At 46.6% G+C, this 25,754-nt stretch carries 29 protein-coding genes; 11 read left to right on the top strand and 18 right to left on the bottom strand.

Annotated features, from left to right (window positions below; all coding sequences use genetic code 11):
• The first annotated feature begins 12 nt into the window (after nt 1–12).
• From AC6I3O_RS00980 to AC6I3O_RS00960, 5 genes are all read left to right on the top strand, one after another.
• The gene (locus AC6I3O_RS00980) at nt 13–651 is read left to right on the top strand and encodes a transposase (protein ID WP_497853395.1); all 639 of its coding nucleotides are present in this window, start codon (nt 13–15) and stop codon (nt 649–651) included.
• Between the two features lie 288 nt (nt 652–939).
• Nucleotides 940–1,098: a hypothetical protein gene (locus tag AC6I3O_RS00975; protein ID WP_497849391.1), complete on the top strand. Its 159-nt coding sequence runs from the start codon at nt 940–942 to the stop codon at nt 1,096–1,098.
• A 134-nt stretch (nt 1,099–1,232) separates the two neighbouring features.
• Nucleotides 1,233–1,397, top strand: a complete 165-nt coding sequence (locus AC6I3O_RS00970) for a hypothetical protein (protein ID WP_497849390.1) — start codon at nt 1,233–1,235, stop codon at nt 1,395–1,397.
• A gap of 290 nt (nt 1,398–1,687) precedes the next feature.
• Nucleotides 1,688–1,846 (top strand): hypothetical protein, encoded by a 159-nt coding sequence (locus AC6I3O_RS00965; protein WP_497849389.1) that lies wholly within the window; start codon nt 1,688–1,690, stop codon nt 1,844–1,846.
• Entirely contained in the window at nt 1,812–2,510 is a 699-nt protein-coding gene (locus tag AC6I3O_RS00960) for a hypothetical protein (RefSeq protein WP_497849388.1), read from the top strand. Before AC6I3O_RS00965 ends, AC6I3O_RS00960 begins: the two co-directional genes overlap by 35 nt.
• A gap of 58 nt (nt 2,511–2,568) precedes the next feature.
• Here AC6I3O_RS00960 and AC6I3O_RS00955 read toward each other — a convergent pair whose 3' ends face one another.
• From AC6I3O_RS00955 to araA, 9 genes are all read right to left on the bottom strand, one after another.
• Nucleotides 2,569–3,717 (bottom strand): sensor histidine kinase, encoded by a 1,149-nt coding sequence (locus AC6I3O_RS00955; protein WP_497849387.1) that lies wholly within the window; start codon nt 3,715–3,717, stop codon nt 2,569–2,571.
• A gap of 83 nt (nt 3,718–3,800) precedes the next feature.
• Nucleotides 3,801–4,487 carry a response regulator transcription factor gene (locus tag AC6I3O_RS00950; RefSeq protein WP_497849386.1) on the bottom strand — a complete coding sequence of 229 codons (687 nt, stop codon included), beginning with the start codon at nt 4,485–4,487 and terminating at the stop codon, nt 3,801–3,803.
• Between the two features lie 136 nt (nt 4,488–4,623).
• Nucleotides 4,624–5,094 (bottom strand): hypothetical protein, encoded by a 471-nt coding sequence (locus AC6I3O_RS00945; protein ID WP_497849385.1) that lies wholly within the window; start codon nt 5,092–5,094, stop codon nt 4,624–4,626.
• A gap of 77 nt (nt 5,095–5,171) precedes the next feature.
• Nucleotides 5,172–6,515, bottom strand: a complete 1,344-nt coding sequence (locus AC6I3O_RS00940; RefSeq protein ID WP_497849384.1) for a sensor histidine kinase — start codon at nt 6,513–6,515, stop codon at nt 5,172–5,174.
• Nucleotides 6,512–7,210 carry a LytR/AlgR family response regulator transcription factor gene (locus AC6I3O_RS00935; RefSeq protein ID WP_497849383.1) on the bottom strand — a complete coding sequence of 233 codons (699 nt, stop codon included), beginning with the start codon at nt 7,208–7,210 and terminating at the stop codon, nt 6,512–6,514. The genes AC6I3O_RS00940 and AC6I3O_RS00935 overlap by 4 nt, the downstream gene beginning before the upstream one ends.
• Before the next feature lie 3 nt (nt 7,211–7,213).
• On the bottom strand, nt 7,214–8,407 hold the full coding sequence (locus tag AC6I3O_RS00930; RefSeq protein ID WP_497849382.1) for an ATP-binding protein: 1,194 nt from the start codon (nt 8,405–8,407) through the stop codon (nt 7,214–7,216).
• 227 nt (nt 8,408–8,634) lie between these two features.
• Entirely contained in the window at nt 8,635–9,336 is a 702-nt protein-coding gene (locus tag AC6I3O_RS00925) for an L-ribulose-5-phosphate 4-epimerase (protein ID WP_497849381.1), read from the bottom strand.
• A 12-nt stretch (nt 9,337–9,348) separates the two neighbouring features.
• On the bottom strand, nt 9,349–10,944 hold the full coding sequence (locus tag AC6I3O_RS00920; protein WP_497849380.1) for a xylulokinase: 1,596 nt from the start codon (nt 10,942–10,944) through the stop codon (nt 9,349–9,351).
• A 12-nt stretch (nt 10,945–10,956) separates the two neighbouring features.
• Nucleotides 10,957–12,456 carry an L-arabinose isomerase gene (araA, locus tag AC6I3O_RS00915; protein WP_497849379.1) on the bottom strand — a complete coding sequence of 500 codons (1,500 nt, stop codon included), beginning with the start codon at nt 12,454–12,456 and terminating at the stop codon, nt 10,957–10,959.
• Nucleotides 12,457–12,777: 321 nt separating this feature from the next.
• Here araA and AC6I3O_RS00910 point away from each other — a divergent pair, with 321 nt between their 5' ends.
• The 4 genes from AC6I3O_RS00910 to AC6I3O_RS00895 all read left to right on the top strand — a co-directional run bounded on the left by AC6I3O_RS00910 (nt 12,778) and on the right by AC6I3O_RS00895 (nt 16,580).
• Nucleotides 12,778–14,106 (top strand): MATE family efflux transporter, encoded by a 1,329-nt coding sequence (locus AC6I3O_RS00910; RefSeq protein WP_497849378.1) that lies wholly within the window; start codon nt 12,778–12,780, stop codon nt 14,104–14,106.
• Nucleotides 14,107–14,463: 357 nt separating this feature from the next.
• The gene (locus tag AC6I3O_RS00905) at nt 14,464–14,877 is read left to right on the top strand and encodes a DUF4430 domain-containing protein (protein ID WP_497849377.1); all 414 of its coding nucleotides are present in this window, start codon (nt 14,464–14,466) and stop codon (nt 14,875–14,877) included.
• Nucleotides 14,878–14,903: 26 nt separating this feature from the next.
• A complete protein-coding gene (locus tag AC6I3O_RS00900) occupies nt 14,904–15,437 on the top strand; it encodes a hypothetical protein (RefSeq protein ID WP_497849376.1) in 534 nt (177 codons plus the stop codon).
• A gap of 66 nt (nt 15,438–15,503) precedes the next feature.
• A complete protein-coding gene (locus AC6I3O_RS00895) occupies nt 15,504–16,580 on the top strand; it encodes an AraC family transcriptional regulator (RefSeq protein WP_497849375.1) in 1,077 nt (358 codons plus the stop codon).
• A gap of 2 nt (nt 16,581–16,582) precedes the next feature.
• On the opposite strand, the gene AC6I3O_RS00890 is transcribed toward AC6I3O_RS00895, so the two are convergent.
• The 8 genes from AC6I3O_RS00890 to AC6I3O_RS00855 form a co-directional block, all read right to left on the bottom strand.
• Entirely contained in the window at nt 16,583–19,042 is a 2,460-nt protein-coding gene (locus AC6I3O_RS00890) for an ABC transporter permease (RefSeq protein ID WP_497849374.1), read from the bottom strand.
• Nucleotides 19,042–19,725: an ABC transporter ATP-binding protein gene (locus AC6I3O_RS00885; RefSeq protein ID WP_497849373.1), complete on the bottom strand. Its 684-nt coding sequence runs from the start codon at nt 19,723–19,725 to the stop codon at nt 19,042–19,044. The genes AC6I3O_RS00890 and AC6I3O_RS00885 overlap by 1 nt, the downstream gene beginning before the upstream one ends.
• A 103-nt stretch (nt 19,726–19,828) precedes the next feature.
• A complete protein-coding gene (locus AC6I3O_RS00880; protein ID WP_497849372.1) occupies nt 19,829–21,049 on the bottom strand; it encodes a sensor histidine kinase in 1,221 nt (406 codons plus the stop codon).
• Nucleotides 21,022–21,702 carry a response regulator transcription factor gene (locus AC6I3O_RS00875; RefSeq protein WP_497849371.1) on the bottom strand — a complete coding sequence of 227 codons (681 nt, stop codon included), beginning with the start codon at nt 21,700–21,702 and terminating at the stop codon, nt 21,022–21,024. The genes AC6I3O_RS00880 and AC6I3O_RS00875 overlap by 28 nt, the downstream gene beginning before the upstream one ends.
• Before the next feature lie 30 nt (nt 21,703–21,732).
• Nucleotides 21,733–22,059, bottom strand: a complete 327-nt coding sequence (locus AC6I3O_RS00870) for a TfoX/Sxy family protein (protein ID WP_497849370.1) — start codon at nt 22,057–22,059, stop codon at nt 21,733–21,735.
• Complete coding sequence (locus tag AC6I3O_RS00865; protein ID WP_497849369.1) at nt 22,035–22,979, bottom strand: helix-turn-helix transcriptional regulator; 945 nt, start codon at nt 22,977–22,979, stop codon at nt 22,035–22,037. The genes AC6I3O_RS00870 and AC6I3O_RS00865 overlap by 25 nt, the downstream gene beginning before the upstream one ends.
• Nucleotides 22,980–23,022: 43 nt before the next feature.
• A complete protein-coding gene (locus tag AC6I3O_RS00860; protein WP_497849368.1) occupies nt 23,023–23,661 on the bottom strand; it encodes a GyrI-like domain-containing protein in 639 nt (212 codons plus the stop codon).
• Nucleotides 23,662–23,822: 161 nt separating this feature from the next.
• A complete protein-coding gene (locus tag AC6I3O_RS00855) occupies nt 23,823–23,966 on the bottom strand; it encodes a hypothetical protein (RefSeq protein WP_497849367.1) in 144 nt (47 codons plus the stop codon).
• Nucleotides 23,967–24,145: 179 nt separating this feature from the next.
• Here AC6I3O_RS00855 and AC6I3O_RS00850 point away from each other — a divergent pair, with 179 nt between their 5' ends.
• Nucleotides 24,146–24,520, top strand: coding sequence for a DUF2200 domain-containing protein (locus AC6I3O_RS00850; protein ID WP_497849366.1), 375 nt, complete (start codon nt 24,146–24,148; stop codon nt 24,518–24,520).
• Entirely contained in the window at nt 24,510–24,815 is a 306-nt protein-coding gene (locus AC6I3O_RS00845) for a DUF1905 domain-containing protein (RefSeq protein WP_497849365.1), read from the top strand. Before AC6I3O_RS00850 ends, AC6I3O_RS00845 begins: the two co-directional genes overlap by 11 nt.
• Here AC6I3O_RS00845 and AC6I3O_RS00840 read toward each other — a convergent pair.
• On the bottom strand, nt 24,781–25,665 hold the full coding sequence (locus AC6I3O_RS00840; RefSeq protein ID WP_497849364.1) for a sensor histidine kinase: 885 nt from the start codon (nt 25,663–25,665) through the stop codon (nt 24,781–24,783). The two genes, AC6I3O_RS00845 and AC6I3O_RS00840, sit on opposite strands and share 35 nt — an antisense overlap.
• Nucleotides 25,666–25,754 lie beyond the last annotated feature (89 nt).

Below are 25,754 nucleotides of genomic sequence, written 5' to 3'. Positions count from 1 at the left end.
CTGGTTTAACCCATAATAGAATTAACAACAAAACTATTTCTTCGCGCACCCATAAAAGAGAGGAGATTTTACTATGAAGCAAGAATAAAAATCACAAGAAAAGAGGCCAGGGAACACCTGCCTATGCGGCCAGGGGATACCCAGAAAGTCGATTCTGAATATGTCCGGAACGGCACCTGCAGCATTTTTGTATTTGTAGAGCCTTTGGGAGGTGTACGCCATGTAAGCGTGCGGGCACACCGTACAGCAATCGACTGGGCTGAGGAGATTAGGTATCTTGTGGATGTTAGTTATCCTGACCGTAATAAGATCATACTTGTCATGGACAATTTGAATACTTATGCCCTTTCCTCCTTGTACAAGGCATTTCCTGCCCCGGAAGCCCGTAGGATTGCCCAAAAGTTGGAAATCCATTACACTCCGAAACATGGGAGTTGGTTGGACATTTCCGAAATAGAGCTAAATGTAATGACACGACAGTGTCTGTCCCGCAGGATTAAGGACATGGATATGCTCTGTCAGGAACTAGCAGCATGGGAGAGGGACCGCAATGAACATACAGCTTGTATCCAATGGCAGTTCACTACTGACAAAGCCAGAACTAAGTTGGTGTCGCTCTATCCTAAATTTAGCCCCATAGAGGAAAACTAATTTAGCTAAATATAATGCAGTCAATACACTAAATGGGACACAGCTGCATAGCACCCGGAGTGAATTAGACGGGAAGAGCCTGCATCGGACACATAACAGGGGGACAGAACAAGAATATCAGGAGAACTACTATTATGTGCCGGAGACGAAACTGGTGCTGCATCCCAAAATCCTAATAAGTATCCAGACGGAATGCGCAGAAAAAAACATGGCTACAACCTGGAGCATTTATACAGCAGAAATTACCAGGCCGTGAAAAAACATTATTATCTGATTTAGATAGGGCACATGATCGGACAGTTCATGGAGGCATGGGAAGGGATATGGAAAAAGGTGAAGCAGAGCTTGGAGCAGAAACATAGGAAGCTGCTGGAATCCATGAAAGGAACATCACTGAGAGAATATAAGGAAGAGATGGACAGAAAGATACAAATACGGATTATATAGAAAAGCTCAGGGAAAGGCGGTGGTGTAGAAAACGGGTGAAAATTAAAAAGGACGACGCTTTACATCTAAATAACCGCTTGATATAATAAAGATATCAAAAAAGACAATTACATTTTCAGAAAGCAGGTGAGCACATGCCAAGCGATAAAGAAATGATTAATAATTTAATTGACAGTTATACCAGTTTACAGCGTATCAAAAAATCGGATGATACTGAAAAGGAGATTAATTATCAATTAAAGATATTAAAAGCAAAGCTCGAATCATTCGGAATTGTAACGACTGACTTAGATTTATAAAAACAACAAAACCATACTCTTATAGGGTGTAACGTTTTTATTGAACTATCAAAGATTTTACACTCTTTTTATTTACACCTTATGAGTGCACCTTATCGGACGATAGTCCACCCGCCCCGCAAGGGGCATGCATTACGGTGTGCCCTTGGGTATACTATCTCGTAATGCGGTAAATAGACCCGAAAGGAGATGATTATTCATGAGGAAAAACATTCATGTCACTATAAACACATTCAACAAGGCAAAGAGGGCGACTGTACGCTGACCCTCTTTGCAGACGGAGGAAAAGTATGGTCGTATATGAAATTGACAAAGTAAGATTCAGGCTCAAGACACAGCATGATTTGACCTGGATAAAGAAGTATGGAACCGTTTTCTCAGTGATTGACGAGACAGGTTCCGGATGTATCGCCTTTGGCGTTGCAAACGGAGAGAATAAGTATATATGAGACATTAAAGCATCCGAATCTGGTAGAATTACTGGAACACTACCCGTATCAGGAGTATTATGTCGCCATATTCCGCTGGGTAGAAGGCGGCTGCCTGTTCGACTATTGGAACTTTGAAAAATATGACAAGAACCCAGATATCATCAGTCCAGCCGTAAGGTTCAAGGAACTGCCCGCCCGGCAAAAGCTGTCGGCTGTAGAAGATATTTTTTCCTTTTTAGAGACAGCAGCAGCGAACCATTATGTTGCGGTAGACTTTTACGACGGAAGCCTGATTTATAATTTTGAGACAGATAAGATGACAATCTGCGATATCGATTTATTCCGAAAACAGCCTGCCGTCAATGACATCGGGGAAGAATACTGGGGAACGAAGCGGCTGAAAGCGCCGGAAGAGTATATTCTTGGCGCTGATGTGGATGAGGTCACAAATGTTTACACTCTTGGAGCGATGATTTTTGATTTCTTTGGCACATTTACCTCTGAAGAAATCGGGCACAGGTATACGGACAGAAAATTTCTGCCCTGCCCCAAAGAAAGATGGAGCTTAGGGGAAGAGGCATATTCTGTGGTATTGCGGGCGGTAGAACATGACCGAAAAAAAAGATATCAGACAATCGCAGAATTTCATGAAAAATTCCACTCGGCAGTGATTGCCAGGTAAGTCATATCAGAAGGAAGGGGCGTTTTACAACGCCCCCTTCTCTGCATTATTAAAAAATTTATCGATTCACAAAACTCATCCGGAAGACACTCCCCTCCCCCAAACTGCTCTCCACCGACAGATTTCCTCCCTGTCCTTCTACAATCGACTTCGCCAACGACAGCCCAAGCCCCAAGCCCTGCCTGTTACCGGAAGCCTTGCTCCGGTAGAACTGCTTGAAAATATGATGGATATCCTCGCTTTTAATCCCGCGCCCGTCATCCTCTACACAGAGCTGGAAGACTGCCGGAGACTGTTTCCACGACACCCGTATCACCCCTCCCTTATCCGTATGATCCAGCGCATTTTTTACCAGATTCCCCACCGCCTCTTTCGTCCACTGCGGGTCGCACAACAAGCTCTCCTTAGGCTCCCCCTCCATACGGATTTCTTTTCCTTCACACCTTGCCCGCTCCATCAAGTCTTCTACCGCCTGTTCCACCATCTCTGAGACAAGACACTTACGTTTTTCAAATACAATATTTCCGGTATCCATCCGCGCCATCGTAAGCAGCGAACGAATCAACTGTTCCATCCTCTCCAAAGACAGGATGGATTTCCCAGCAAAGTCCTCCACAGCCTCTTTATTCTCCGGCTCCTCCAGAATGATTTCCATATACATGCCCAACGCCGCAAGCGGAGTCTTCAACTGATGGGAAATATTCGATATCATATCTCTGAGAAATATTTTTGCCTTGTACTCCATCTCACTCTTAGCCTGAAGAGACTGTGCAAGCTGCTCAATACTGCCGAACAACTGATAGATCGTCCCCGTCTCCCCCGACGGTAGATGCATGGCAAAATGGTTTGCAGCATACTGGTCAATCACCCTTCCCGCGTCTTCATAGACCCGCTCCCTGCCCCTAAGGAAATACGCCGCTCCCACGAGTATAACCGCGGCAAATAAGATTCCTGCCCCAACCAAAATAAGAAGCAAAGTCATGGACTCTGGCTCCGTAAGCATCAACCAATAACTCTGCGCATATTCTGTATGTCCGATTTTGCCAAGCAGTCTGGCTCCTTCCTCCGTCACTTCCCGATTGTTCCATGCCGCAGCCACCACTGCTTTAGGAACCGACTCATGAAGCAGATAAGAAGCCGCGGCAAGTTCTCGCTCTGTTAGTATCCTTCTGATATTCTGCGTCTGAAAAATGCCCCATGCTCCCAAAAAACAAACCTGCAAAATACACGCTGCTGCAAGAAAAAAATAAAATCGACGCGTCTGTTTTTCATATAGGAAACCCATCCCCTTCACTCCTTCCACTGATAACCGAATCCCCGGACAGTTTTCAGATGTTCCGGCTTCGACGGGTTCTTTTCCAGTTTTTCCCGGAGACGCCGGACGTATACTGACAAGGTATTATCGTCAACAAAATTCCCCGCCCCGTCCCACAGTTTATTAAGAATCATACTGCGGGTCAGGACTCTTCCGCTGTTTTTCAGGAACAGGCAAAGGAGCCTGTATTCCGCACTGGTAAACTCTATGGGTTCCTCATCCAGAAATACCCTGCCTTCCGTAAGATTTACAAGCAGGTTTCCCGACCGCAGGATGCTCTCCCCTGCGTCGTTTCGATTGCTGCGGCGCAAAAGCGCCCGGATACGGGAACATAATTCTCCTAATTTGAAGGGTTTTGTGATATAATCATCCCCTCCGCAGTCCAGCCCCCGGATTACACTGGTCTCCTCATCAGACGCCGTAAGGAAAATGATGGGAACCAGGTTCCCTGATTCCCGTAACTTTTCGCACAATGTGAATCCATTTCCGTCCGGCAGCGTCACGTCAAAGAGAAGCAAGTCAAAATCCTTAATTCTTGTAAGCAGTATCTCTGCCTCACAGAAATTCCTCGCTATCTCTATATCAAATCCATTTTTCTTCAAAGAGTAAGCCAAACCGTCAATCAGGCTTGCATCATCCTCAAGAAGCAACAACTTCTGCATCTCAAACACCTCCGCAATCTTCAAACACGCTCCAGAATATCTTTGCGTCCAAACTCAGTCATAAACATAAGGTATAGTTTAAATTATACATGATTTTTGGGAAATGTCTGCTTACAAAAATGTAAGATACATAAATTTATGAAAATTCATCCTTCCTGAATCCATAATATCCGGATGATTCCTGAGGCTCTGACTTGTTATCCCCAAGGGCATCCCGTAATTCATGCCCTACGGGCTGGCGGACTTCGTCCGATAAGGTACACCAATCAAAATTACGGCGCATCACCGACATCTGACTTTCCTCTGTCTGCACATCCTCCTTATGCCATTCTCCCGCCGCCGGCTTCCTGCCTGACTGAATCTCTTTCGTAATCTCTTCCAGCTTTTTCTCCAAAACTTCAATACTTTCTTCTGAAGTGCCTGCATCACCGGAAGTCCCTTTCATAAGCAAAAGAGAATTCTGGAGCGATTGCTTTTCTGCCTCTAATTCTTTTTGTCTTTTTTCCGCCTTCTTCATTCCTCCAACTAAATCAAGGGCGTTCTTGTGGCTGTCCTTCTTCATCATTTTCAATGGATTTACATAACCCGGCTTAATATTGTTTATCATACCTTCCACCTCCATATTTATGTTCATTCCATATATCGGACAGCATTTCATCTTCTCAAGCAGGTTCTCGTAAACGGTCACTCTCCCTTCGTAAACGGTTTCATGCACAGCAGCATGGTGAGCAAAAACCTATCTTTACCAGACTCAATTTCCATGGTTCCCTCATATTTTTCTACCGTATGCTCTATATTTTTTAACCCGGTTCCATATACTAGCTTTCTACCTTCCTGCTGCATATACCTGCCCAAGCGGTCCCCTGCCGGCTCTGCCCGGTAAGACAGCGTATTTTCAATCTCAAGAACCAGAAAATGATAGCGAGTCCGAACCCTGATAGTAATCTCCGGCTGTTCCTGTGCTCCTTTCAGGCACGCCTGTATAGCATTATCTACCCCATTTGCCAGAATAACGCACAAATCTATATCTTCTATCGAACATTCTGCCGGGAAATGTACATCATGGCTGACTGTAATACCGTTAGACCTTGCATAGCTTATTTTTTCATTTAACAATATGTCTGCAACCGGGTTTCCCGTCTCGATTCCCACTAACAGACCGTCGGAAATCCCATGGAGACCATCAAAATATTTTCCCGCTTCATCATATTTCTTCTCATGGAGCAGACCTGATAAAACCAAAAAATGATTGTTGATATCGTGCTGGAACCTACGGTAACGCTCATTCCGTTTCTTTGCTTCTGCCAAATAGATACGCTGTCTCTGCACCTGCTCTTTCATCCCTTCCTGCTCCGCTTCCTTCATGGACAGCATGATAATATTTCCCAATAATTTCAGGATAATGAAAAAGACAGCGCATGCGCCCAGAAGCCACGCCATTGCCCACAGTCCCGGGCGTTTTTCAAAGAAACCATTTTCAAGCCCGGACTCCAGCCACATATCCAGCCCCAGCCCGCTGCGGATTACCCATACAATAAATGCACAGGGCAAAAGCAGGGTAAACAAATAGGCTGAAATCTTCTGCCGCCCTATGCCGGCATATTTTTTTGAAATGAATTTTAATGTCACAGCCAATAAGAACACCAACACCCCGGAAACCGCCATCTGAAGAAAAATAGCCATGCCCCTCTTCACTGTCTGCCCTGACAGCCATCGCAAAAGAACTGTCTGGAAACCTTCCATAAACGTAAAAAGAGTCATAATAATCGCAGCGGGGGCAATCGCCAATCTCCAACTTATCTTTAAGACAAAGACAGAAAAACACAGGATAATTCCCGTGTGCAAAACGAATCTTAGGATGCCGCCGCTCTGTGCATACATTACCCCATACGTAAGCAGGACCCCAAGCAGCACGTAGGGCGCCATAAACCTCTTCGCCCGAATCCCGGCAAAATCCTCTATAAAATGAACCTCGGCAAAAAACAGACAGCCATTGATACATAACCACCAGATATAAAATCCCATCATATCACCTCATTTTTCAGAAAATGCAGCAGCTTCTGCATAAATTCCGACTGTTTTCGCCTCGATATCAATATTTTTTCTCCATTTGTCAGGATTGCGGTTCCTTTCTCCTGAAGCGCGACATAGCTCATATTTACGATATAGCTTCGATGACAGCGGAAAAACCGCTCGTCAAGCCTATTCGCCAAATCATCCAAAGCGCCAAAGTAACTGTAAGCGCCTTGCAGCGTATGAATAATGACCCGATGATTGAAGACCTCACAATATAAGATATCCCGTATAAAAAGCACATGGGTTTCCCCGGATTTCATAAGCGTCAATGATTGGCTGTCCACCTGCCCTGACCGCCGTACCGCCCGGTCAAGCGCCAGATACAGACGCTCCTCTTCGACTGGTTTCAGCAGATAATGTACGGCTTCTACCTCAAACGCTTCTACTGCATACTCCTGATAAGATGTAATAAAAATAATACGGCTTTTGCCGGAAACCTGACGCGCTACTTCCACGCCATTGATTCCCGGCAGCTTCATGTCAAGCAGGATAACGTCAAAGGCGGCAGATTCTTTTAACAGGTCCTCTCCTGATGTGTAGGTTTTGATATTTGCAGACAATCCTTTTATTTTTACATACTTTTTTACATTTTCATACAATTCTTCTAATATATACTTTTCATCTTCACAAATGGCTATCGCAAACATATCCTACTTCCGCTCCATCAAGAATTTAACCGCATTCTTATGGATAATCCCATCCTGCGAAAAATCCATCTTATCCATGGAAATAACATACTTAGGATAATTATCCTCAATCTTCCGAAACGCCCCAAATTCTCGTTCAACTACCGACTGGTCATAAAGATAATACGCCACCTGATAGTATTCCTTCTCCTGTCCTTTTACAGCTACAAAATCAATCTCGCCTTTTGGAAGCTTTCCCACAAAAACCTCATAGCCTCTCGAAGACAGCTCATTAAACACTACATTCTCCAGTAAAGCCCCCATCTCCGACTTGAACCCGCTGTTATGGATTTTCCCCAGCCCCAAATCTGTAAGATAATACTTATCCAACGTAGTCAGAAGTTGCTTCCCCCGAATATCATACCGCCGCGCTTTCGTCACAATTAATGACGTTATCATATGGTCAAGATAATTATACAAAGTCTCTGTCCCCACCTTACGGTTCACGCTCTCAAAATACTTCGCAATTCCTTTTGCCGAAAACATCTGCGACGGGGTCTGGGTAAGATATTCAAATATGCGGTTCAGCAAATCCACATCCTTCGCTCCCGTCCGTTGAACAATATCCCGCAATACAATCGAATTATACAAATCCCTCAGCATCGTCTCCATCTCCATCTCATTTTGAAGATGGAACCGCTGCGGCATGCCTCCCCAAGTCAGATACTCCGCCAGGTCTTCATCAGCCGGTTCCTCTAACTCTCTTATCTGGCAATATTCCCGGAAAGAAAACGGCGCAATCTTAAAACTTACATACCGCCCCGAAAGATAAGTCGCTAATTCTCCGGACAGCAGTTTTCCGTTCGACCCCGTAATAAAGATGCTCACATCCCAAGTCGCACGAAAAGAATTGATAACCAGTTCAAACTCATCTACCATCTGTATCTCATCAAAAAAAAGATAATATTTCTCTTCATTCACACGCCGCTCTACGACATAATCATATAATGCCTGAGCGGTCCTGATACCAGAAAACTTGAAATCCTCAAAATTCATGTATAGAATCTGCTCATCCCTGATTCCTTTCTCTTTAATCTCTCCAATAATCTGCCTGAGCAATACGGATTTACCACATCTTCGGATTCCAATCAATACTTTTATTAGTTCGCTTTCATAAAAAGGTCTAATTCTTTCGATATATCGTTCTCTCTTAACCATATTCTCATCTCCTTTCAATTATATCGAAATATTTTTAAGTTTTATTATTTTATTTCGTTCTATCGAAATAAAATGTATTTTTTATTATTTATTTCGATTATAGTATATTAATCAGTATTTGTAAATAAGTAATTTTTATACATGGAAATATTTTTCTTTCATTAAATAGCAATGCATTGAAAAAGAACCAGCCCACTTTGGACTGGTTCTTTTTATCCTCTATCCGATTATTTCCCCGGCTGCCCATAGTATGCATTCGCCCCATGCTTCCGATAGTAATGCTTATCCTGTAACTCCTGCGGAGCAGATACATTCTGGGGATTTATCATCTCGCAACGGGCCGCCATCTTCGCAACCTCTTCCAGTACCACCGCATTATGCACCGCCTCGTGCGCGTTCTTCCCCCATGTAAACGGACCATGGTTCTTGCACAGCACCGCCGGGGTCGCGTTATAATCAAGCTTACGCGCCTCAAATTCATCGGCAATCAATACGCCTGTATTCTTCTCATACGCCTCGTCAATCTCCTCTTTCGTCAGATTCCTCACACAGGGAACCTCTCCATAGAGATAATCTGCGTGGGTCGTCCCGTAACAAGGAATCCCTCTCCCTGCCTGCGCCCAGCTTGTCGCCCAGGAGGAATGGGTATGCACGATGCCGCCCACCTCGGGGAAACGGTTATACAACACCACATGGGTGGCAGTATCGGAAGAAGGATTGTAGTCCCCCTCCACCTTCTTCCCGTCCAGACCAACCACCACCATATCCTCTGGCTTCAGTTTGTCATACTCTACACCGCTTGGCTTGATTACAAACAATCCGCTCTTACGGTCAATTCCGCTTACATTGCCCCACGTAAATGTGACCAGCCCGTATTTCGGAAGCAGCATATTTGCCTCATAGACTTCCTTTTTCAGTTGTTCCAGCATAATTTTAACTCCTTATATCAAATATTCCAGAGCAGCCTTCTCAATCTCAATCCCCTTCTTATACCGCTGGGTAAAGACCTCGTATCCTTCCACATCCTTCGGATTCGGCTCCATCCGGCTTCCCGCATTTCCGGCGAACACCTTCTTTGCCAGATAATCTTCCAGACTCTCGCCATCTGCCTTATTCTTCATATAAGCCGCCAGAAGCGCAACTCCCCAAGGACCGCCCTCGCCCGCCGTCTCCATAACAGATACAGGCGCGTTGATTGCCGCCGCAAGGATTCTCTGCCCGACGCCTTTCGTCTTGAACAGCCCGCCATGGCCAAGAATCGAATCAATCGCCACATCCTCTTCTTTCAACAACAAATCCATACCTACCTTGATAGCCCCCAGCGCCGTATACAGATTCACACGCATGAAGTTCGCCAGATTGAACTTACTCTCCGGCGACCTTGCGAACAGTGGACGCCCTTCGTCTACGCCTGTAATAAATTCTCCGGAGAGATAGCCGTAAGCCAGCAGGCCGCCGCAGTCTGCGTCTCCCTCCAAAGCCTTATTGTATAACGTGCCAAACAGCCGGTTCATATCCACCTCGATTCCGAAGCTCTCGGCAAATTCCCGGAAAATCCCTACCCAGGCATTCAAATCCGAGGTACAGTTATTGGCATGGACCATTGCAACCAGGCTGCCGTCCGGCGTAGTCACAAGGTCAATCTCCGGATATACCTTGCGAAGCTCCTTTTCAAGCACAATCATGGCAAACACACTGGTTCCCGCAGACACATTCCCGGTACGCTTTGCAACGCTGTTGGTCGCCGCCATGCCTGTTCCGGCATCGCCTTCCGGCGGACACAGAGGGACTCCTGCCTCAAGATTCCCGCTCTCATCCAGAAGCTTCGCCCCCTCTTCGGTCAGGACGCCCGCCTCTTCCCCGGCAACCATGACCTTAGGCATGATATCCCTTAATTTCCAAGAGAAATGCTTTTCCTCCACCAATTCGTCGAATTTCCGAATCATTTCTTCATTGAAATCCTTCTTCTCAACGTCAATGGGGAACATACCGGATGCATCTCCGATTCCCAGCGCCTTCACGCCCGTCAGCTTCCAGTGGATATACCCGGCTAACGTGGTGAAATACGCCACATCCTTTACATGGTCTTCCCCGTTCAGGATTGCCTGATACAGATGGGCAATGCTCCAGCGAATAGGGATATTATACTGGAATAACCGGGTCAGCTCCTCTGCCGCCGGGCCCGTGGTCGAATTTCTCCAAGTACGGAACGGAACCAGAAGCTTCCCATCTTTATCAAATGCCATATAACCATGCATCATGGCGCTGAACCCGATGGCGCCTATCTTCCGAATCGTGGCTCCATACTTGTTCTGCACGTCTGCCGCCAGATTTTGGTAACTATGACGGAGCCCTGCCCAGATATCATCCAGAGAGTACGTCCAGTTTCCGTTCTCCAGCCGGTTCTCCCACTCATGGTCGCCCGATGCGATTGGCGTATGGTTCTCGTCAATCAACACAGCCTTGATTCTGGTAGAACCCAGCTCAATCCCAAGTACAGCCTTCCCACTCTCAATTACTTCTTTTACGTTGCTCATGCGTTGCTCCTCCTATTTCCGGTATACGGCACTGTTCCACAGCAATTCATTCTTGAACTGGCGGATGGTCGTATCCTTGTCGATATAGACAGCCTCAATGCCCATGCATGCCGCCCAATCACCCATTTGCTCGGAAGTCAGGTCATAAGAGAATGCAGTGTGATGCGCGCCGCCTGCAAGAATCCATGCCTCAGCGCCTGTCTGAAGGTTCGGCTCCGGCGTCCAGAACGCAGTCGCTACCGGAAGTTTCGGCATCGGCTTCTCCACCTTCTTGCAGTTTACGTCATTGATAATCAGGCGGAACCTGTCCCCTAAATCAATCAGGGACGTCGCCACCGCCGGCCCTGTCTTAGATGTAAATACCAGCCTTGCCGGGTCTTCCCTGTCTCCCATGGACAAGGGCTGTTCCTTGATGCTGATTTTCCCGTCAGCCACCGACGGGCATACCTCCAGCATATGTGCCTGCAGGATTCCTTCTTTGCCCGGAACCAGATTATATGTATAATCCTCCATAAACGAAGTTCCTTTCGCATCCTTCATGCCCTGAGTCATAATCTTCATCAGCCGAACCATTGCCGCCGTCTTCCAGTCGCCTTCTCCGCCAAAACCGTACCCTTTCTCCATCAATCTCTGGATTGCCAGGCCCGGTAACTGCTTTAAACTTCCCAAGTCGCCGAAATGGGTCACGATTGCCTGATAATTCTTTGCTTCAAGGAACCGCTCGAAACCAATCTCGATTCCTGCCTGTACCGCTACATGCTCCCTGAATTCTTTCTCATCTCTGCTTTCCAAAAGTATCTCATACTTATCATAATATTCTTCCACCAGTACGTCAATATCTCCTTTGGAAACAGTGTCTACTTCTGCCGCAATTTCATTTACCGGGTATGCGTCAATTTCCCATCCGAACTTAATCTGCGCCTCTACCTTGTCGCCCTCGGTCACGGCTACATTCCTCATATTATCAGCAATGCGCATGACGCGGATATGGCTGCTCTCAATAACGCCGACCGCCGTACGCATCCAGTCGCCAATCTTCTTCTGGATGTCCGCATCCTCCCAGTACCCCATAATGACTTTGCGCTCCATGCCAAGACGGCTGAAAATATGTCCGTACTCCCTGTCCCCATGGGCCGCCTGATTCTCGTTCATGAAATCCATGTCGATGGTGTCGTATGGGATTTCGCGGTTGAACTGCGTGTGGAAGTGGAGCAATGGCTTCCTGTACTCCTGCAGGCCGAGAATCCATGATTTTGCCGGGGAAAATGTATGCATCCATGTAATGACTCCGGCGCAGTTCTCGTCTGTGTTCGCCTCGTTCAAAGTCTTTCTGATCAGTTCATTGGTAATCAGCGTCGGTTTCCATACGACCTCATAAGGAAGATTGCCGGAAGCATTCAGCGCTTCCACCATCTTCTGTGAATGTTCCGCAACGTGGGACAGGCACACATCCCCGTATAAATCCTGTGACCCTGTACAGAACCAGAATTGGTAAGCTTTTGATTTTAACATGATAAAATTCCTCTCTTTCTTGAAAATGTGTCTGGATTTGTTTTCTATGGTTCATTATAGGGAAAAACAGGAATGATATACAAGTTCATAACTCTGCCTGTTTTTCGGGAAAGTTACCTATTCCGACTTGTATCTTGTTTTATCTTTTAAAATGTATCTTGCAATTACTTTTTCCATAGGATTGACATTCCCTCCCCCATATGACATACTAATACCAAACCCAAACGGGAGTGGATTTTTCAAGAGAGATCTTTTTTCGCCACACAAAGACTATAAAGTTCTTGTGTGGCGTTTTTATGTGTTGAAATGGAGGTAAAAGTTATGGAACAAACATTTATGAAAGAAAAGAAAATCCTGCCCCTTGTCCTGTCCATGTCCCTGCCCATGGTCATTTCCATGGCAGTCAATTCCCTGTACAACATCGTGGACAGCTACTTCGTGGCAAAACTAAGCGAGGACGCCATGACTGCCCTTGCCCTGGTCTTCCCTATCCAGAACATGATCAACGCGATCGCAATCGGTTTCGCGATCGGCATCAACGCCAGCGTGGCATATTTTCTCGGCGCAGGCGACCAGACTTGCGCAGACAAATCCGCCTCGCAGGGATGGTTCCTGAACCTGCTCCATGGAATCGTCCTGTCCATCTTATGTATTGCCATCATGCGTCCCTTCCTTCGGATGTTCTCCTCCGATGAAACAGTCGTCAAGATGGCCCTTAGCTATTCCAACCGGGCATTCCTATTCTCCCCGGTAATCGCCTTAACGTTGGTATATGAAAAACTCTTTCAGGCGGTGGGAAAGATGAAGGTGTCCATGTTCTGCATGATGTGCGGTTTTATCGCCAATATCATCCTGGATCCGCTGATGATATTCGGAATCGGTTTCTTCCCCGCAATGGGAATCGCCGGAGCGGCATATGCGACCGGAATCGGGCAGTTACTTACACTGCTTGCGTACCTGATTTTCTGCAAGACAGACCCTATCCCCGTAAAGATAAAACGCCAATACCTAAGGCCCGAGAAAAACGTCGCAATGAAATTATATTCCGTCGGGCTCTCCGCAACCCTGAGCCTTGCCCTCCCCTCCCTGCTGATTTCAGTCCTGAACGGAATCCTTGCCGCATTTTCCGGGACATACGTGCTTGTGCTTGGCGTCTACTATAAACTGCAGACCTTCATCTATCTGACGGCAAATGGAATCATCCAAGGCATCCGCCCCTTAATGGGCTACAATTACGGCGCAGGAGAAAAAGAGCGCGTCCAAAAGATTTTCCGCACGACACTTGCCCTCACCATGGGCGTCATGTGCATCGGCACGATTCTGTCCTGGCTGATTCCAGCCGAGCTGATCGGCCTGTTTACCGCAAATGCCCAGACCATCCAAATCGGCGTAAAGGCGCTCCACATTATCAGCCTTGGCTTCGTCGTCTCGGCAGTCTCCGTTACCTGCTCCGGGGCTTTAGAAGGATTGGGTAAAGGAACCCCGTCCCTGTACATCTCGCTGCTTCGGTATGTAGCGATCATCATGCCCGCCGCATATCTTTTCAGCCGGTTCTTGGGCGCAGACGGCGTCTGGTATGCTTTCTGCTTCACAGAATTCGTTTCGGCAGGCCTGTCGTACCTGATTTACCGAAAGCACGAGGCTCTGTAGACTGCCAAAGCCATAGAAAAAAATAACTTGAATATTATAAGATTTTATAGTATTATCTGTAACAGGATTTGCCGGATGACAGGCCGTCCTTATGCATATCATTGTGCTTATATAGAAAAACTACGCATATTTGCAGCGGGAATCAGGTGGGAATCCTGAGCGATGGGGTCACTGTGTGGGCTATGCCCGAAGCCAGACTACCTGCATATATGTAGAATGGGGCTTCCGTCCAAAGCGAAACATTCTATCTCTATTGCACTATTAAGGGGGAAGTTTGCTTTCATGAGCAAACTTTTTTGTTTCTTTTGGAAATTTTGCAATGATATTCAAACTCAACAGAAGAAAGGAACAAAAGAAATGGAACAAAAAGACCAAAAACAATCCAACAAAAAAGTAATTCTCCTGATTGCCGCACTGATTGTCGCTGCAATCGCCATGTTCGGCATCTACAAAGTATTCATGCCCGAAGGCAAGGCCGGGGCAAAGGAGATTACCGTAACTGTGGTACATGGAGACGAATCCTCCAAAGATTTCATTTATCAGACAGATGAAGCTTATCTTGGAGACGTGTTAAAAGCTGAAGAACTCGTCGAGGGAACCGAGGGTGAATTCGGCATGTTCATCACCTCCGTTGACGGCGAGACAGCCGACGATTCCAGGGAACAGTGGTGGTGCATCACCAAAGGCGGGGAAACCTTGAACACTTCCGCCGACCAGACGCCCATCGAAGACGGGGATAAATTTGAGCTGACTCTGACAGAAGGATATTAAACCTCTAGTGACAGAAGGGCAGGATAATGGAAACACGAAAAACACTGAACAAAGTCAATACAACCGAACTGGTAAGCATGGCGCTCCTGAGCGCGATCCTGCTCATTGGGCAGGTGGGCATGTCCTATCTGCCCAACATAGAAATCGTATCCCTTCTGGTCTACATTTATACACAGATCTACCGGAAAAAGGCATTCCTTATCATCTATGTATTCGTGTTCCTTGAGGGATGCATCTACGGTTTCGGCCTATGGTGGTTCGGCTATCTGTATATATGGAGCATTCTTGCGCTGTATGTAATTTTCAGCAAAAAACAGCAGACATCGGTCATTACAACCAGTGCAATCCTTGGGGCATACGGACTTTCCTTTGGCTTCTTGTATTCCATCCCCTACTTCTTCGCAGGCGGATGGGCTGCCGGCTTCTCTTACTGGGTGTCCGGCATTCCCTTCGACCTGCTCCACTGCGCGGGGAACGTCGCCGTATCGCTGGTCTGCTACCGTCCGATTCGGGCGCTTCTTGGGAAACTGCATGATACATGCCCAAAGAATACTCTTTAACACGTTACCTCACTCTATCCGGCAATACGGATTCACCAAATAATAATAGAAAAGGGGATACCAATTTTGACTCTCTCGGATTTATGCAACCACATTACCACAACCGAAAAACTCCTGCTGCCCCCGGAGCACAGGCTCGGCTCACGCCTTGTCTGCCCGGAATACTCCAAGTCCGCCCATGAAGTCAAGACCTATCCCCTTCCTCCAAGCGAACGTATCTTTGCACTGTGTTGGAACATCGGCTCTGCCAATGCCGCCGAGCTGGAACAGACCTCTTCTGCCTTACGCACCACCCTCTGTCCCGCGCCGGAACACTTCTGCTATCAGCTGCATTTTGCCTCCGGCGAGAAGACCCAGCTCCACACACACGATTATATCGAGCTGGCATACGTGGTAGAAGGCGAATTCCGCCAACGGATACTTGGGCGCGACATCGTATTTTCCAAGGGAGACCTGTGCCTCATTGACAAGAACTGCCTGCATCAGGACTATCTGCTCAAGAAGCCCGCAATCGTCCTGTTCCTTGGGATTGCCAACGATATCTTCTCAGAGATCATGGATGAAACGGTTGCCACACAGAAGATCATTTCGTTCCTGCAGTCCGCGCTACTGAAACAGAAAGACCTGCAGCAATACCTGCATTTCCGCCCGAATGCAGACGCCGCTCCTGCCGAGGAACTGGAGCAATGCCTTTGCCTTCTGCTTGACGAGCTGTACCAAGGCAGGATCGGGTCCCACTATATCTGCAAAGGGCTGTTGCTGCGCATCTTCCGGATCATCAGCACAAAGTATGATTTTTCTCTCTCAAAAGAGCAGAGAAAGACCATGAACTGGATTGTATTCGAGGAAATTTCAGACTATATCAAACGTCATTATGCCACTGTTACCATCCAAGAACTGGTCAGAGAATTTCATTTTCAAGAGGATTATTTTAACCGGATCATCAAAAATAAGACAGGGCTTACCTACTCCGATTATGTACAGCAGATCCGTCTTGAACATGCGGAGCATATGCTAATCTCCTCCACCCGGAGCGTGGAGGAGATTACAGAACTTGTAGGATATCACAACAAAGGATATTTTTACAAAATTTTTAAGGAAAAATTCGGCACAACGCCATCCAAATACCGCAAGAAAGGATAATATCACTCGCTGAACCGTACTCTGTCAATCAGTGAGTCCTTCCGCACAGACTTTCCTATCCCAACTGCCAGCAAAACCTGAATCAATATCAGCGCTGCCGCCAAGATAAGGGCTGCCGCCGCCGGATAATGGTAAGTGGTAATATTAAACATTTTATCATTCTTTGCATACAGAAATACGGGATATCCGGCAAGGCTTCCCAGTCCCACAGATATCAGGAGCGTGCCTGCCGTATAGAAAATTCCCTCCAACTGGAGCATTTTCATGAGCTGCGAATCAGACATTCCAATGGCCTGCATCATGCCAAGCTCTTTCTTGCGCACATGGACACTGTTCAACATGGTGTTGATCAGATTCATCACACTGATCAATGCCAGTATCCCAAGAAACGCATAGGCGGCTCCGCTGGTGGTTGCCATGGCTGATTTCCAGTGGTCATATTCACTTTTCCAAGTCTGCATCTCAATCCTTCCAGATGCCTTTACGATTCCGTCTAAAGACTCGAAAAGCTTCTGGTCATAGTCCTTATCTGCATATACATGGAAATATCTGGTGGAATTATTATCACTCAACCGGTCTGCAGCTTCCTTTGCCATGATCAGCCACGCATAGTTCGTAAGGCCAATCCTATAATTCCCTACTGCCGCTATCTCAATTTCTTTCTCATACTCCCGATCGCCGTCATGAACCGTTAATTTCAGCTTACTTCCCACATCCAGATCCGGATACCACTGACTCAGCGCACTGTCCATAATCACCTTGTCTCCGGATTTTAATTCTTCATAGGTCACTTTCCCTTTCTCTATCCCTTTTTCCAGTTCTTTGGCATATTCTTCCGGGACTCCATTGATCGAATTAGAATCACCTTCCATGAACAATTCGCCCGTTACTCTGACTGTGGTAAACGCATCGACCTTCTCTACCCCAGGAAGATTTTCAATCTGCTGCTTTAATGTCTCATCCAAGGGATTATCTTTCTGCACCTCTGACCATTTCAGTTCCGGATGTTCCTTGTCATACTCTTCGATAACAGGCGTAATCTCATACTGTCCTACCAAAGAGCTGTTGGCGCTCTCCCTTGGATTCGCACAGGATAAGACCGTAGCGACCACCATCAAAAACACTCCTGTAACGGCCATGGAGAGAACCGTAACCGCACTTTTCTTCTTATTGTCCATAAGATTCCGCAATGTCAGCCTTCCAATGGTAAGATACTCGTACCCCTTTCTGCTGCTTCGGAGCTTTTTCCCAGTCCCCTGCCCCCGCATTGCCTCTACTTCTGAGATTTTTGCCGCCTTATGCATAGGACGGAGCAGAGAAATATATACGGTACATAAGGTCACTGAAATTGCAATGAGATAAGCCCACCAATACCAAAGAGATACCTCGCCGCTCTTTGCTATCTTAGCTACAGCCTTCATAAGCTCGCCCTCATCACCCAATATATAGATAAACAGGGACATGACTGCATTGGATGACAGTGTGCCCAGGAGCAGCCCCACCGGGATTGCAAAACCGGCAACGCACAAGCCCTCCCGCAGCACGATCTGCTTGATCTGACGCTTCGTTGCGCCAATCGCTTTCAGCCTTCCAAATTCCTGAACCCTCTGGTTCATGGAAACATAATAGATACTGTAGATAGTAATCACTCCAGCCAGCATGACGATAGCCATAATCGCAATGACCACAGGTATCGTGACCGGATCTACATAGTTGGCCGCCAGATACTCCGTATTAATATTCGTTTCATTTTCCGAAATTCCAAATTGGCCGCCAATGTCCTTAATCCTTTTTTCTATGTTATCCGTTGTGGCTTTATCCGTGTCATTGATCTGCAAAAGGAAACGGTAAGCAATATCCTCTTTCGGAACCTCGTCTTTCAAAAATTCCTCCGATACCAGAGACGTATAGTTTCGATTCTCCAGATTGCCTGGGCTGTCTTCAAAAAATCCGCAGATCCGGAACTCCTTTGTCTCTGTCAGGTCCAGCTCCCCGCCCCGGTATATCTGGTAAGGGACTGTGACCGTATCTCCAATCTCTCCCTGCTGTCCCAGTTCATTCAGTATTCCCTCCGAAACCACGATCTCATCCTTTTGTTCCGGCAATCTTCCTTTGGCCAGCTCCATTTTGTATAATTCAAGCCCTTTCGCATCCATGAACATCATGGAAACTTGCGCGTCGGCCAAATTCATATATCCCGCATCACTTCTAAGTCCATATGTGGAAATATCATGATGTACGGCCAGTTGGCGTACCGTCTCCTCATCCACATTTCGGTAAAGGGCATGCCAGGAGGGATAAATCTTTCTCACCGCTGCAAATTGATAATCTGCCATCCCCTTCCCTACCGTAGGAATGACCAATAACAACAGCGTCGTCAGCACAATTGCAATCCCAATCAATATATTCCTGCTCTTATAGTATTTCATATTGTCATAAGCGACTCTCGTTGTCATTTTCATTAACAATTCACCGCCTTACCGTCTTCAATCTCAATCATTCGGTCTGACATCTGGGCAATCATCTCATCATGGGTAATCATAACCAGCGTCTGTCCCATATCCTTCACGCAGCTTTTCAGAAGGCTCATCACCTCTAGCTCAGTCTGTGAATCAAGATTCCCGGTCGGTTCATCCGCCAGAATCATGGCCGGATTTGTCACCAATGCCCTTGCAATGGCCGTCCGCTGCTTCTGTCCCCCTGACAGCGCATTGGGCATCGTATCCTTTTTATCCGCAATCCCAATCTTCTCAAGAACCTCCTCCACGTCTTCCTTTCTTACCTTCCGATTGTCAAGGCCCAAGGGAAGTACGATATTCTCCCACACATTCAAAGATGGAATCAAATTGAAGTCCTGAAAAATGAATCCAATCTTCTTTCTCCGGAACTCTGCCAGCCTGTCGTCCTTCAGGGCAAAGATATCCTTTCCTTCTATCCAGACTTTCCCTTCATCCGGTCTGTCCAATCCTCCAATCAAATGCAGGAGCGTAGACTTACCGGAACCGGAACGGCCCACGATTGCCGTAAACTTCCCTCTCTCGATTTCCAGGTCCGTATGGTCTACCGCCCGAACCTGACTTTCACCTGTTCCATAATATTTTACCAGATTTTCCACCACTAGAATCTTACTGCTGTCTGTATTCATAGATTACCTCCTGCCTATTTGTTAAACCCTATTATACCTTTCTAACATTGCAAAACCCTTACAAAAACCATAACAGTTTTGTAAGGGTTTGATACCTCTTATGTCACCGGCTTGGAAGCGTAATCCGAAATACCGTGCCTTTTCCTGCCTTCGTCTTGGCAGAAATCGTCCCGCCCTGACGTTCCAGAATCATTCTCGCAAGATACAAGCCCACTCCTGCTCCTTCTTCTGCCATTTTTTTTGCACGCTCTCCCCGGTAGAATCTGTGGTAGATTCTTATGAATTCCTCCTTTTGTATCCCGATGCCCTCATCCTCGATCTCAATCAGCACATTCTGGACCAAAGGCGTTACCCGCACCGTTATCTTGGTATGAGTTCCCGAATATTTTACAGCATTATCCAGCACATTGATGAAAGCCTCTTCCGTCCATTTCCTGTCATGGCAGATATCCATATCTTCCTCCATCTCCACCTGAATCTCCATATCTTTATTCTTGGCTTTCATATAAATCTGGCTCACAGCTCCCGCAATGGTCTCTCTCAAGTCCGCCAAAACAGGCTTGATCTGAATCATGCGAGTTTCAAGCCGCGACAGGTTCACCAATTCCTTCAAGAGTATCTCAAGCTTCTCGATTTCTTTTTCTTCCTGCTCATGAAACTCCAGACGCTCCTTGCTGGTAAGCTGATAATCCGACACCAGCTCGTAACTCATCCTAAGAGATGCCAAAGGCGTCTTTAACTGGTGGGAGATATCCGTAATCAGCGCCTTTGTGCTGTCTTCCTCTTCCTGGCACGCCCGTTTCAATGCCGCAAAATATACGCCCAACTCCCGCAGAGACTCCCACACTTTCCTCCACTCTTCCGAGTTTGCCCTGTATTCATTTTCGTAATCCGGAATGTCTCCAAATTCCCCTCTTCGGAATTGTTCCAGGCTCTCGTGCAGTATGAGGAGATTTTCTCTGGAATCATCCCTCTTCCTGCAATCCCAATACCCTATGCATACAATCACCAATGTTCCTGTCAATAGGCCTGCCCCCCAGAATACCCGCCACGAATTATGGGAAGCGGTATTGTTTGGGTCATAACCATACTTGTCTTTTAAGATTTTCAGGCCATCCTCGTCCTTTGTATGTTCCGTCTTCTCCCATGCCGCTATGATTTCCGCCTCAAGCTCGGGATGTGCCGCTATGATCCCAAACATCCTCTGCCTGTCATTTGCGGCCTCATATCTTTCCAGAAGGAACAAAAACATGGAAAAAAATACAAAGAATACAAGATAAATGATGATATATTTCCTTACTTTCTTATGACTTTTTCGGTCCATATATATCCTAATCCTCTCACATTGGAAATTGCATCTGTCAAAAGCTTGTTCTTCAATCTGCTGATATTGACTGTTACCGTATTCTCGTCCACGAATTGCCCGTCCACATCCCAGACATGCCCTAAAATACTGTCTTTGGATACGATCTGTCCTGCATTCTCCCAGAGATAAGTCAATAGCTGCATCTCCTTCTTGCTCAGTGATATCTCCTTGCCTCTCTTGTATACCTTCATCTCCCGCAAATTCAGCTCCATATCCCCACATACCATAACGCTCTTGTATTCTTCCGTACTGTCGATCCGTCTCATGAGAGCGTTTACCTTGGATACCAGCACCATCAGAGAAAATGGTTTTGTGATATAATCATCCGCACCGGTATCATATCCAGTTACGATGTCCGTCTCCGAATCCAACGCCGTCAAATAGATAAAGTATGTGCTGCCAAGCTCACGGATCTTGCGGCCAAGCTCTAAGCCGCTTCCGTCCGGAAGTGTGATGTCACAGATAATGAGAGAATATTCCTCCTTCTCAAGGAACTCCTCCGCATCTGCCAGCGTAAATGCCGAGGCGACGGCGTAACCTGCTTTCTGCAGAGTCAGCGTTATCCCGCGGTTCAAGCTCTTGTCGTCTTCCAGCAACAGTATTTTCTGCATGGTGTCCATATCCTTCCTGAATATATGTGCTTATTTTGCCTTACGCTTCTTGGGCTTTGGCTCCGGAAGCTCTTGATAGGTTGCTTTTACAAGTTTCGTCAACGTGTCTGCGTCCTCCACATCTTCCACGAGAAAATAATTTTTTGCCCCTTCATAAGGCGGCGCTTCCACCAAATCAGGACATGTCTCCTGTCCGGCCTTGGTAATCTTGAGGAATAGCTGGTCGTCGCAGATAAGACCGAAAATCTTTCCGTTGCAATAGATGCCGTATTCTCCGAACATCTTTCGATATGTAATCTCACCGGCTCCACGCAGCTGGTCCACAATAAATTCTACAAATTCAATTCTTGATGCCATGTTCTTTCTCTTCCTTTCTTCAATGAATGGATGATTCCTTCCGCAAACTCCAAAACATCCTTCCGAAACTCCGCAGGTTCAAGCAGCTCTGCCCCGCCCCCAAAGGAAGCGATCCACCCCACAATGCTTGTCTTGTCCGCAAACCCAAAAGAAAAAAGCAACGTGCCGTCCGGCTGTTGGGTAAAGCTCTCAAGCCCATATTCTTCCACAAGCCTCCATTTATATTCCGGCTGTATCATGGCCTTTACCTGATAGCCGCTGGGAAATACTCGTTCCGGAGACAAATCCGGCAAAGGCGGATTCGGACGATTTTCAAAAACCTCTCCCAGCTTTAGTTCAGTCATCCTTCCCAGCTTGAACAGCCGGAAATCCTCCCTTTTTTCACACCATCCCCAGATATACCAGCTGGCCCATTGGAAGAGCAGGTCATAAGGCTCTATCGTCCGCATTGATTCTCCTTTTGGCGCATGGTAACAGAAAGAAACCTTCCGCCTGGCAATAATCGCGCTGTGAAGCAATTCGATTTTGGGAGAAAGCGTGTCCTTGTACCAAGAAGAAAGGTCAATCAGAATATGTGTATCTCCTGCGAGGAGGTTCGAGGCTCCTGCCGATAATTTTTCCATAAGCTGCGCATACCGGTTCGTACCGCATACACTGTCCAAACTCCTAAGCCCAGCCAGGATTGCCTGCATATCAGAGGTACTGAGCAGTGTCCGCTCAATCCTATACCCTTCCATAATCGAAATACCGCCGTTTGCCCCCTGTTCTGTTACCAATGGGATTCCCGCCATGCACAATGCTTCAATATCCCGGTTAATAGTGCGCCGGGAGACCTCGAACTTCTCTGCAAGGTACGGCGCCGTCACCTTTTCCTGCTGTAATAAAATCGATAGTATTCCTATCATCCGGTCAAGCTTCATCCTTTTGTCTCCCCTCCTGCCCCGCGGTAGTATCTCCCGTATCTTAAAGATTTACGGTTTTCACTGGATGCCGAATTACTGTTTTTAGATTCTCCGGCTTACATCTGCGCACATCGCTCAGGTAAATCTCATGGTGAAAACGCGGTCCGGCCATATCCGGCTGATACCCTTGTGCCTTGGCAAATGCATCCATTGCTTCTATGGTCGCCGGTTCTTCATCATATGCGCCAATATGCATGCACTGTACACACAAGCCCTCGTCATAGGTAAAATATTCTACGGAAGAAAAGTCGGCCTTCTTTTTTGCCTCCGCCTCCCCTATGGCCCATTCAAACTCTTCTAATGTTACGAACTCAGGCAGACGAATCATGGATATCCACTCAAAATCCTCTTTTCTGGAATAGTCGATTCCTTCCGTCCCCTCTTGCCACCAAAGACCTTCAAGCGGCGGTACAACATACTCAAAATACCCGTCGATTCGATGGTCGCCCATCTTACTCATCTTTATGGTAAACGCAATTCCATAAAGCAGCCCGATTGACTGCTTGTATGCGCCGCCTTCCTCATTCGGATTCCCCTTGCCTCTCACAGCGATGAAATTCATTGGAGGAATTGTTACAAGTTCTGGTTTTCTTTTTGGCAGATAAAATTCCTTATATTCTTTCTTATAGTCAAATGCCATGATTTTATCATCCTTCCTTCATTCTTATGTGGTTTCTAAAGACTCTTATGTATACACAATATTCCCATTGTCTGGTTCGTCCGTCAGCCTGCTGATAGGATAAGTATATCATAAAATCATGACAAGAGTATGTCATGTTCAGAAATATATTTTCATCTACACTACAGCCTATCCCTAAGGGCCACTTTATACATATCTGATACATACGTCTCATCCTCTGAAAGGAAATGATTATACAGAAGCGTATCAAAAATCCGGTTAGCCGGTATCACTTTCCCACTGTCATTTTTTATGAACCCAAACATTTAGGCATCCTTCCCACCCCTTGACCATAAATTTTTGATTTGTCTAATTATAACCGATACCAAAAAAGATATTAATCAATCGAGTATGCAAATATTTCTGCAAATTGATTGACAAAACACATTTTTTTCGTAGAATGGATTCTATAGCACATTCCCCAAATTAACGGAGGTTTTAAAGAATGAATCAAGAAAAAGTCTATACAATGAGTTTTGCGAAAATCTATCCTCTATTAATCGCCAAAGCAGAGAAAAAAGAAAGAACAAAAGAGGAAGCAGATACCATTATCTGCTGGCTCACTGGTTATAATAAAGAAGACATCCAAAATGCAATAGACGGTTCCGTAACCTACGGAGATTTTTTCCAAAATGCCCCCAGGCTAAACCCAAACCGGAAATTAATCAAAGGCGTCGTATGCGGCGTAAGGGTAGAGGATATAAAAGAACCGTTAATGCAGGAAATCCGCTATCTGGACAAATTAATCGATGAGCTGGCAAAAGGAAAAGCCATGGACAAAATTTTACGGAAACCAAAGGAGAATAAAGATGCACAATAAAACCTACGAATTTCATGCAACCATAGAAGCCGTACCAGACAAAGGCGGCGCATATGTACGGTTTCCCCATGATATCAAAAAGGAATTCGGGAAAGGCCGGATCAAAGCCCAGAGCACCTTCGATGGAGAACCCTACCGGGGAAGCATTGTGAACATGGGCGTTAAAAATGCCGACGGTTCTGTCTGCTATATTATCGGAATCCGCAAAGATATCCGCAATAAAATCGGCAAGCAGCCCGGCGATGAGGTTCTTGTAACCGTTATCCCACTTCTGGAAAATCCAGACGAATCGTAAGCCTTTGCCCCGTAAGTTTAGCCTCTGACTGTCCCCCCATCCTTTCCATCAATTCCTTAACGATAAACATCCCAAGCCCGGAGGAGCCTTTCCGCCGGGCCGAATCCGCCTTATAGAATCGGTCAAAGATCTGTTCCGGGTCAGGCATGCTGGTCTCAGATACCAGATTTTCAAAAAATATGCTGCATCCCCTCTGCCGAATAGAAATCCCTCCCTTACCATGCAAAAGACCATTCTGAATCAGATTATGGAAAATCCGTCTAAGACATTCCTCATCCGCCTTTACCCGAAATCCCTCAGACTGAAACTCCACCTCCGGAGAGACTCCCTTTTCTTCAAACTGACGGTACAAGCCCACCAGACACTCGCCAAGGAGGGGAAATACCTGTATCTCACTCATATTCAGCTCAAATTCCACACTGGTCAGCTTCGTATACAGAAACAGCTCCTCCAGCATATCCCCCAGTTCTTTCAGCCGGTCGTCCGCTGTCTCAAGATAATGCTCCCGCTTCACCGAATCTTCACATTCCTGTGCAAGCTGGACATATCCTGCCGCCCCGGAAAGGGGCGTCCGGATATCATGAGCCAGACTGGTAATATTCTGTTTCAGCTGCTTCTCTACCTTCTCATACTGCTTCTGATTCCGGAACCATTGCTGCCTGAGCCGGTTCAACTGCCTGCATAACGAAAGCACCTCCCTCTGGCGGCACTTCACGCCAATCTCCATACGGCTGCCCCGCTCGATTTCCTCAAGCTGTCTGCGCAGAGAACGCACCGCAAGGATACTGCGGATGTACTGCATTGCCAATACCACGCAGACGCCCGTCAATACTACCAGTACAATCGTCATACCTACCTCCTGTCTTGCTGCGCCACACGCATACCATCCATCACAAACTCCAAAACCACTGTCGGACGCCTCCTGTCCACATTGGGCCG

This window comes from Sporofaciens sp. St.21A7, from assembly GCF_059728535.1.
Note: the sequence above shows the minus strand (reverse complement) of the source record. Positions and strands in the feature narration are given on the sequence as shown.

Excerpts from the sequence above, each read along its gene's own strand:
- AC6I3O_RS00865 (WP_497849369.1), bottom strand. The coding sequence starts at position 22,979 with ATGAAGCTTGACCGGATGATAGGAATACTATCGATTTTATTACAGCAG.
- AC6I3O_RS00900 (WP_497849376.1), top strand. The coding sequence starts at position 14,904 with ATGGAAACACGAAAAACACTGAACAAAGTCAATACAACCGAACTGGTA.
- AC6I3O_RS00920 (WP_497849380.1), bottom strand. The coding sequence starts at position 10,944 with ATGAGCAACGTAAAAGAAGTAATTGAGAGTGGGAAGGCTGTACTTGGG.
- AC6I3O_RS00885 (WP_497849373.1), bottom strand. The coding sequence starts at position 19,725 with ATGAATACAGACAGCAGTAAGATTCTAGTGGTGGAAAATCTGGTAAAA.
- AC6I3O_RS00905 (WP_497849377.1), top strand. The coding sequence starts at position 14,464 with ATGGAACAAAAAGACCAAAAACAATCCAACAAAAAAGTAATTCTCCTG.
- AC6I3O_RS00950 (WP_497849386.1), bottom strand. The coding sequence starts at position 4,487 with ATGCAGAAGTTGTTGCTTCTTGAGGATGATGCAAGCCTGATTGACGGT.
- AC6I3O_RS00850 (WP_497849366.1), top strand. The coding sequence starts at position 24,146 with ATGAATCAAGAAAAAGTCTATACAATGAGTTTTGCGAAAATCTATCCT.
- AC6I3O_RS00970 (WP_497849390.1), top strand. The coding sequence starts at position 1,233 with ATGCCAAGCGATAAAGAAATGATTAATAATTTAATTGACAGTTATACC.
- AC6I3O_RS00975 (WP_497849391.1), top strand. The coding sequence starts at position 940 with ATGATCGGACAGTTCATGGAGGCATGGGAAGGGATATGGAAAAAGGTG.
- AC6I3O_RS00845 (WP_497849365.1), top strand. The coding sequence starts at position 24,510 with ATGCACAATAAAACCTACGAATTTCATGCAACCATAGAAGCCGTACCA.
- AC6I3O_RS00860 (WP_497849368.1), bottom strand. The coding sequence starts at position 23,661 with ATGGCATTTGACTATAAGAAAGAATATAAGGAATTTTATCTGCCAAAA.
- AC6I3O_RS00880 (WP_497849372.1), bottom strand. The coding sequence starts at position 21,049 with ATGGACCGAAAAAGTCATAAGAAAGTAAGGAAATATATCATCATTTAT.
- AC6I3O_RS00875 (WP_497849371.1), bottom strand. The coding sequence starts at position 21,702 with ATGCAGAAAATACTGTTGCTGGAAGACGACAAGAGCTTGAACCGCGGG.
- AC6I3O_RS00930 (WP_497849382.1), bottom strand. The coding sequence starts at position 8,407 with ATGGTTAAGAGAGAACGATATATCGAAAGAATTAGACCTTTTTATGAA.
- AC6I3O_RS00890 (WP_497849374.1), bottom strand. The coding sequence starts at position 19,042 with ATGAAAATGACAACGAGAGTCGCTTATGACAATATGAAATACTATAAG.
- AC6I3O_RS00855 (WP_497849367.1), bottom strand. The coding sequence starts at position 23,966 with ATGTTTGGGTTCATAAAAAATGACAGTGGGAAAGTGATACCGGCTAAC.
- AC6I3O_RS00945 (WP_497849385.1), bottom strand. The coding sequence starts at position 5,094 with ATGATAAACAATATTAAGCCGGGTTATGTAAATCCATTGAAAATGATG.
- AC6I3O_RS00840 (WP_497849364.1), bottom strand. The coding sequence starts at position 25,665 with ATGACGATTGTACTGGTAGTATTGACGGGCGTCTGCGTGGTATTGGCA.
- AC6I3O_RS00870 (WP_497849370.1), bottom strand. The coding sequence starts at position 22,059 with ATGGCATCAAGAATTGAATTTGTAGAATTTATTGTGGACCAGCTGCGT.
- AC6I3O_RS00940 (WP_497849384.1), bottom strand. The coding sequence starts at position 6,515 with ATGATGGGATTTTATATCTGGTGGTTATGTATCAATGGCTGTCTGTTT.
- araA (WP_497849379.1), bottom strand. The coding sequence starts at position 12,456 with ATGTTAAAATCAAAAGCTTACCAATTCTGGTTCTGTACAGGGTCACAG.
- AC6I3O_RS00935 (WP_497849383.1), bottom strand. The coding sequence starts at position 7,210 with ATGTTTGCGATAGCCATTTGTGAAGATGAAAAGTATATATTAGAAGAA.
- AC6I3O_RS00965 (WP_497849389.1), top strand. The coding sequence starts at position 1,688 with ATGGTCGTATATGAAATTGACAAAGTAAGATTCAGGCTCAAGACACAG.
- AC6I3O_RS00910 (WP_497849378.1), top strand. The coding sequence starts at position 12,778 with ATGGAACAAACATTTATGAAAGAAAAGAAAATCCTGCCCCTTGTCCTG.
- AC6I3O_RS00925 (WP_497849381.1), bottom strand. The coding sequence starts at position 9,336 with ATGCTGGAACAACTGAAAAAGGAAGTCTATGAGGCAAATATGCTGCTT.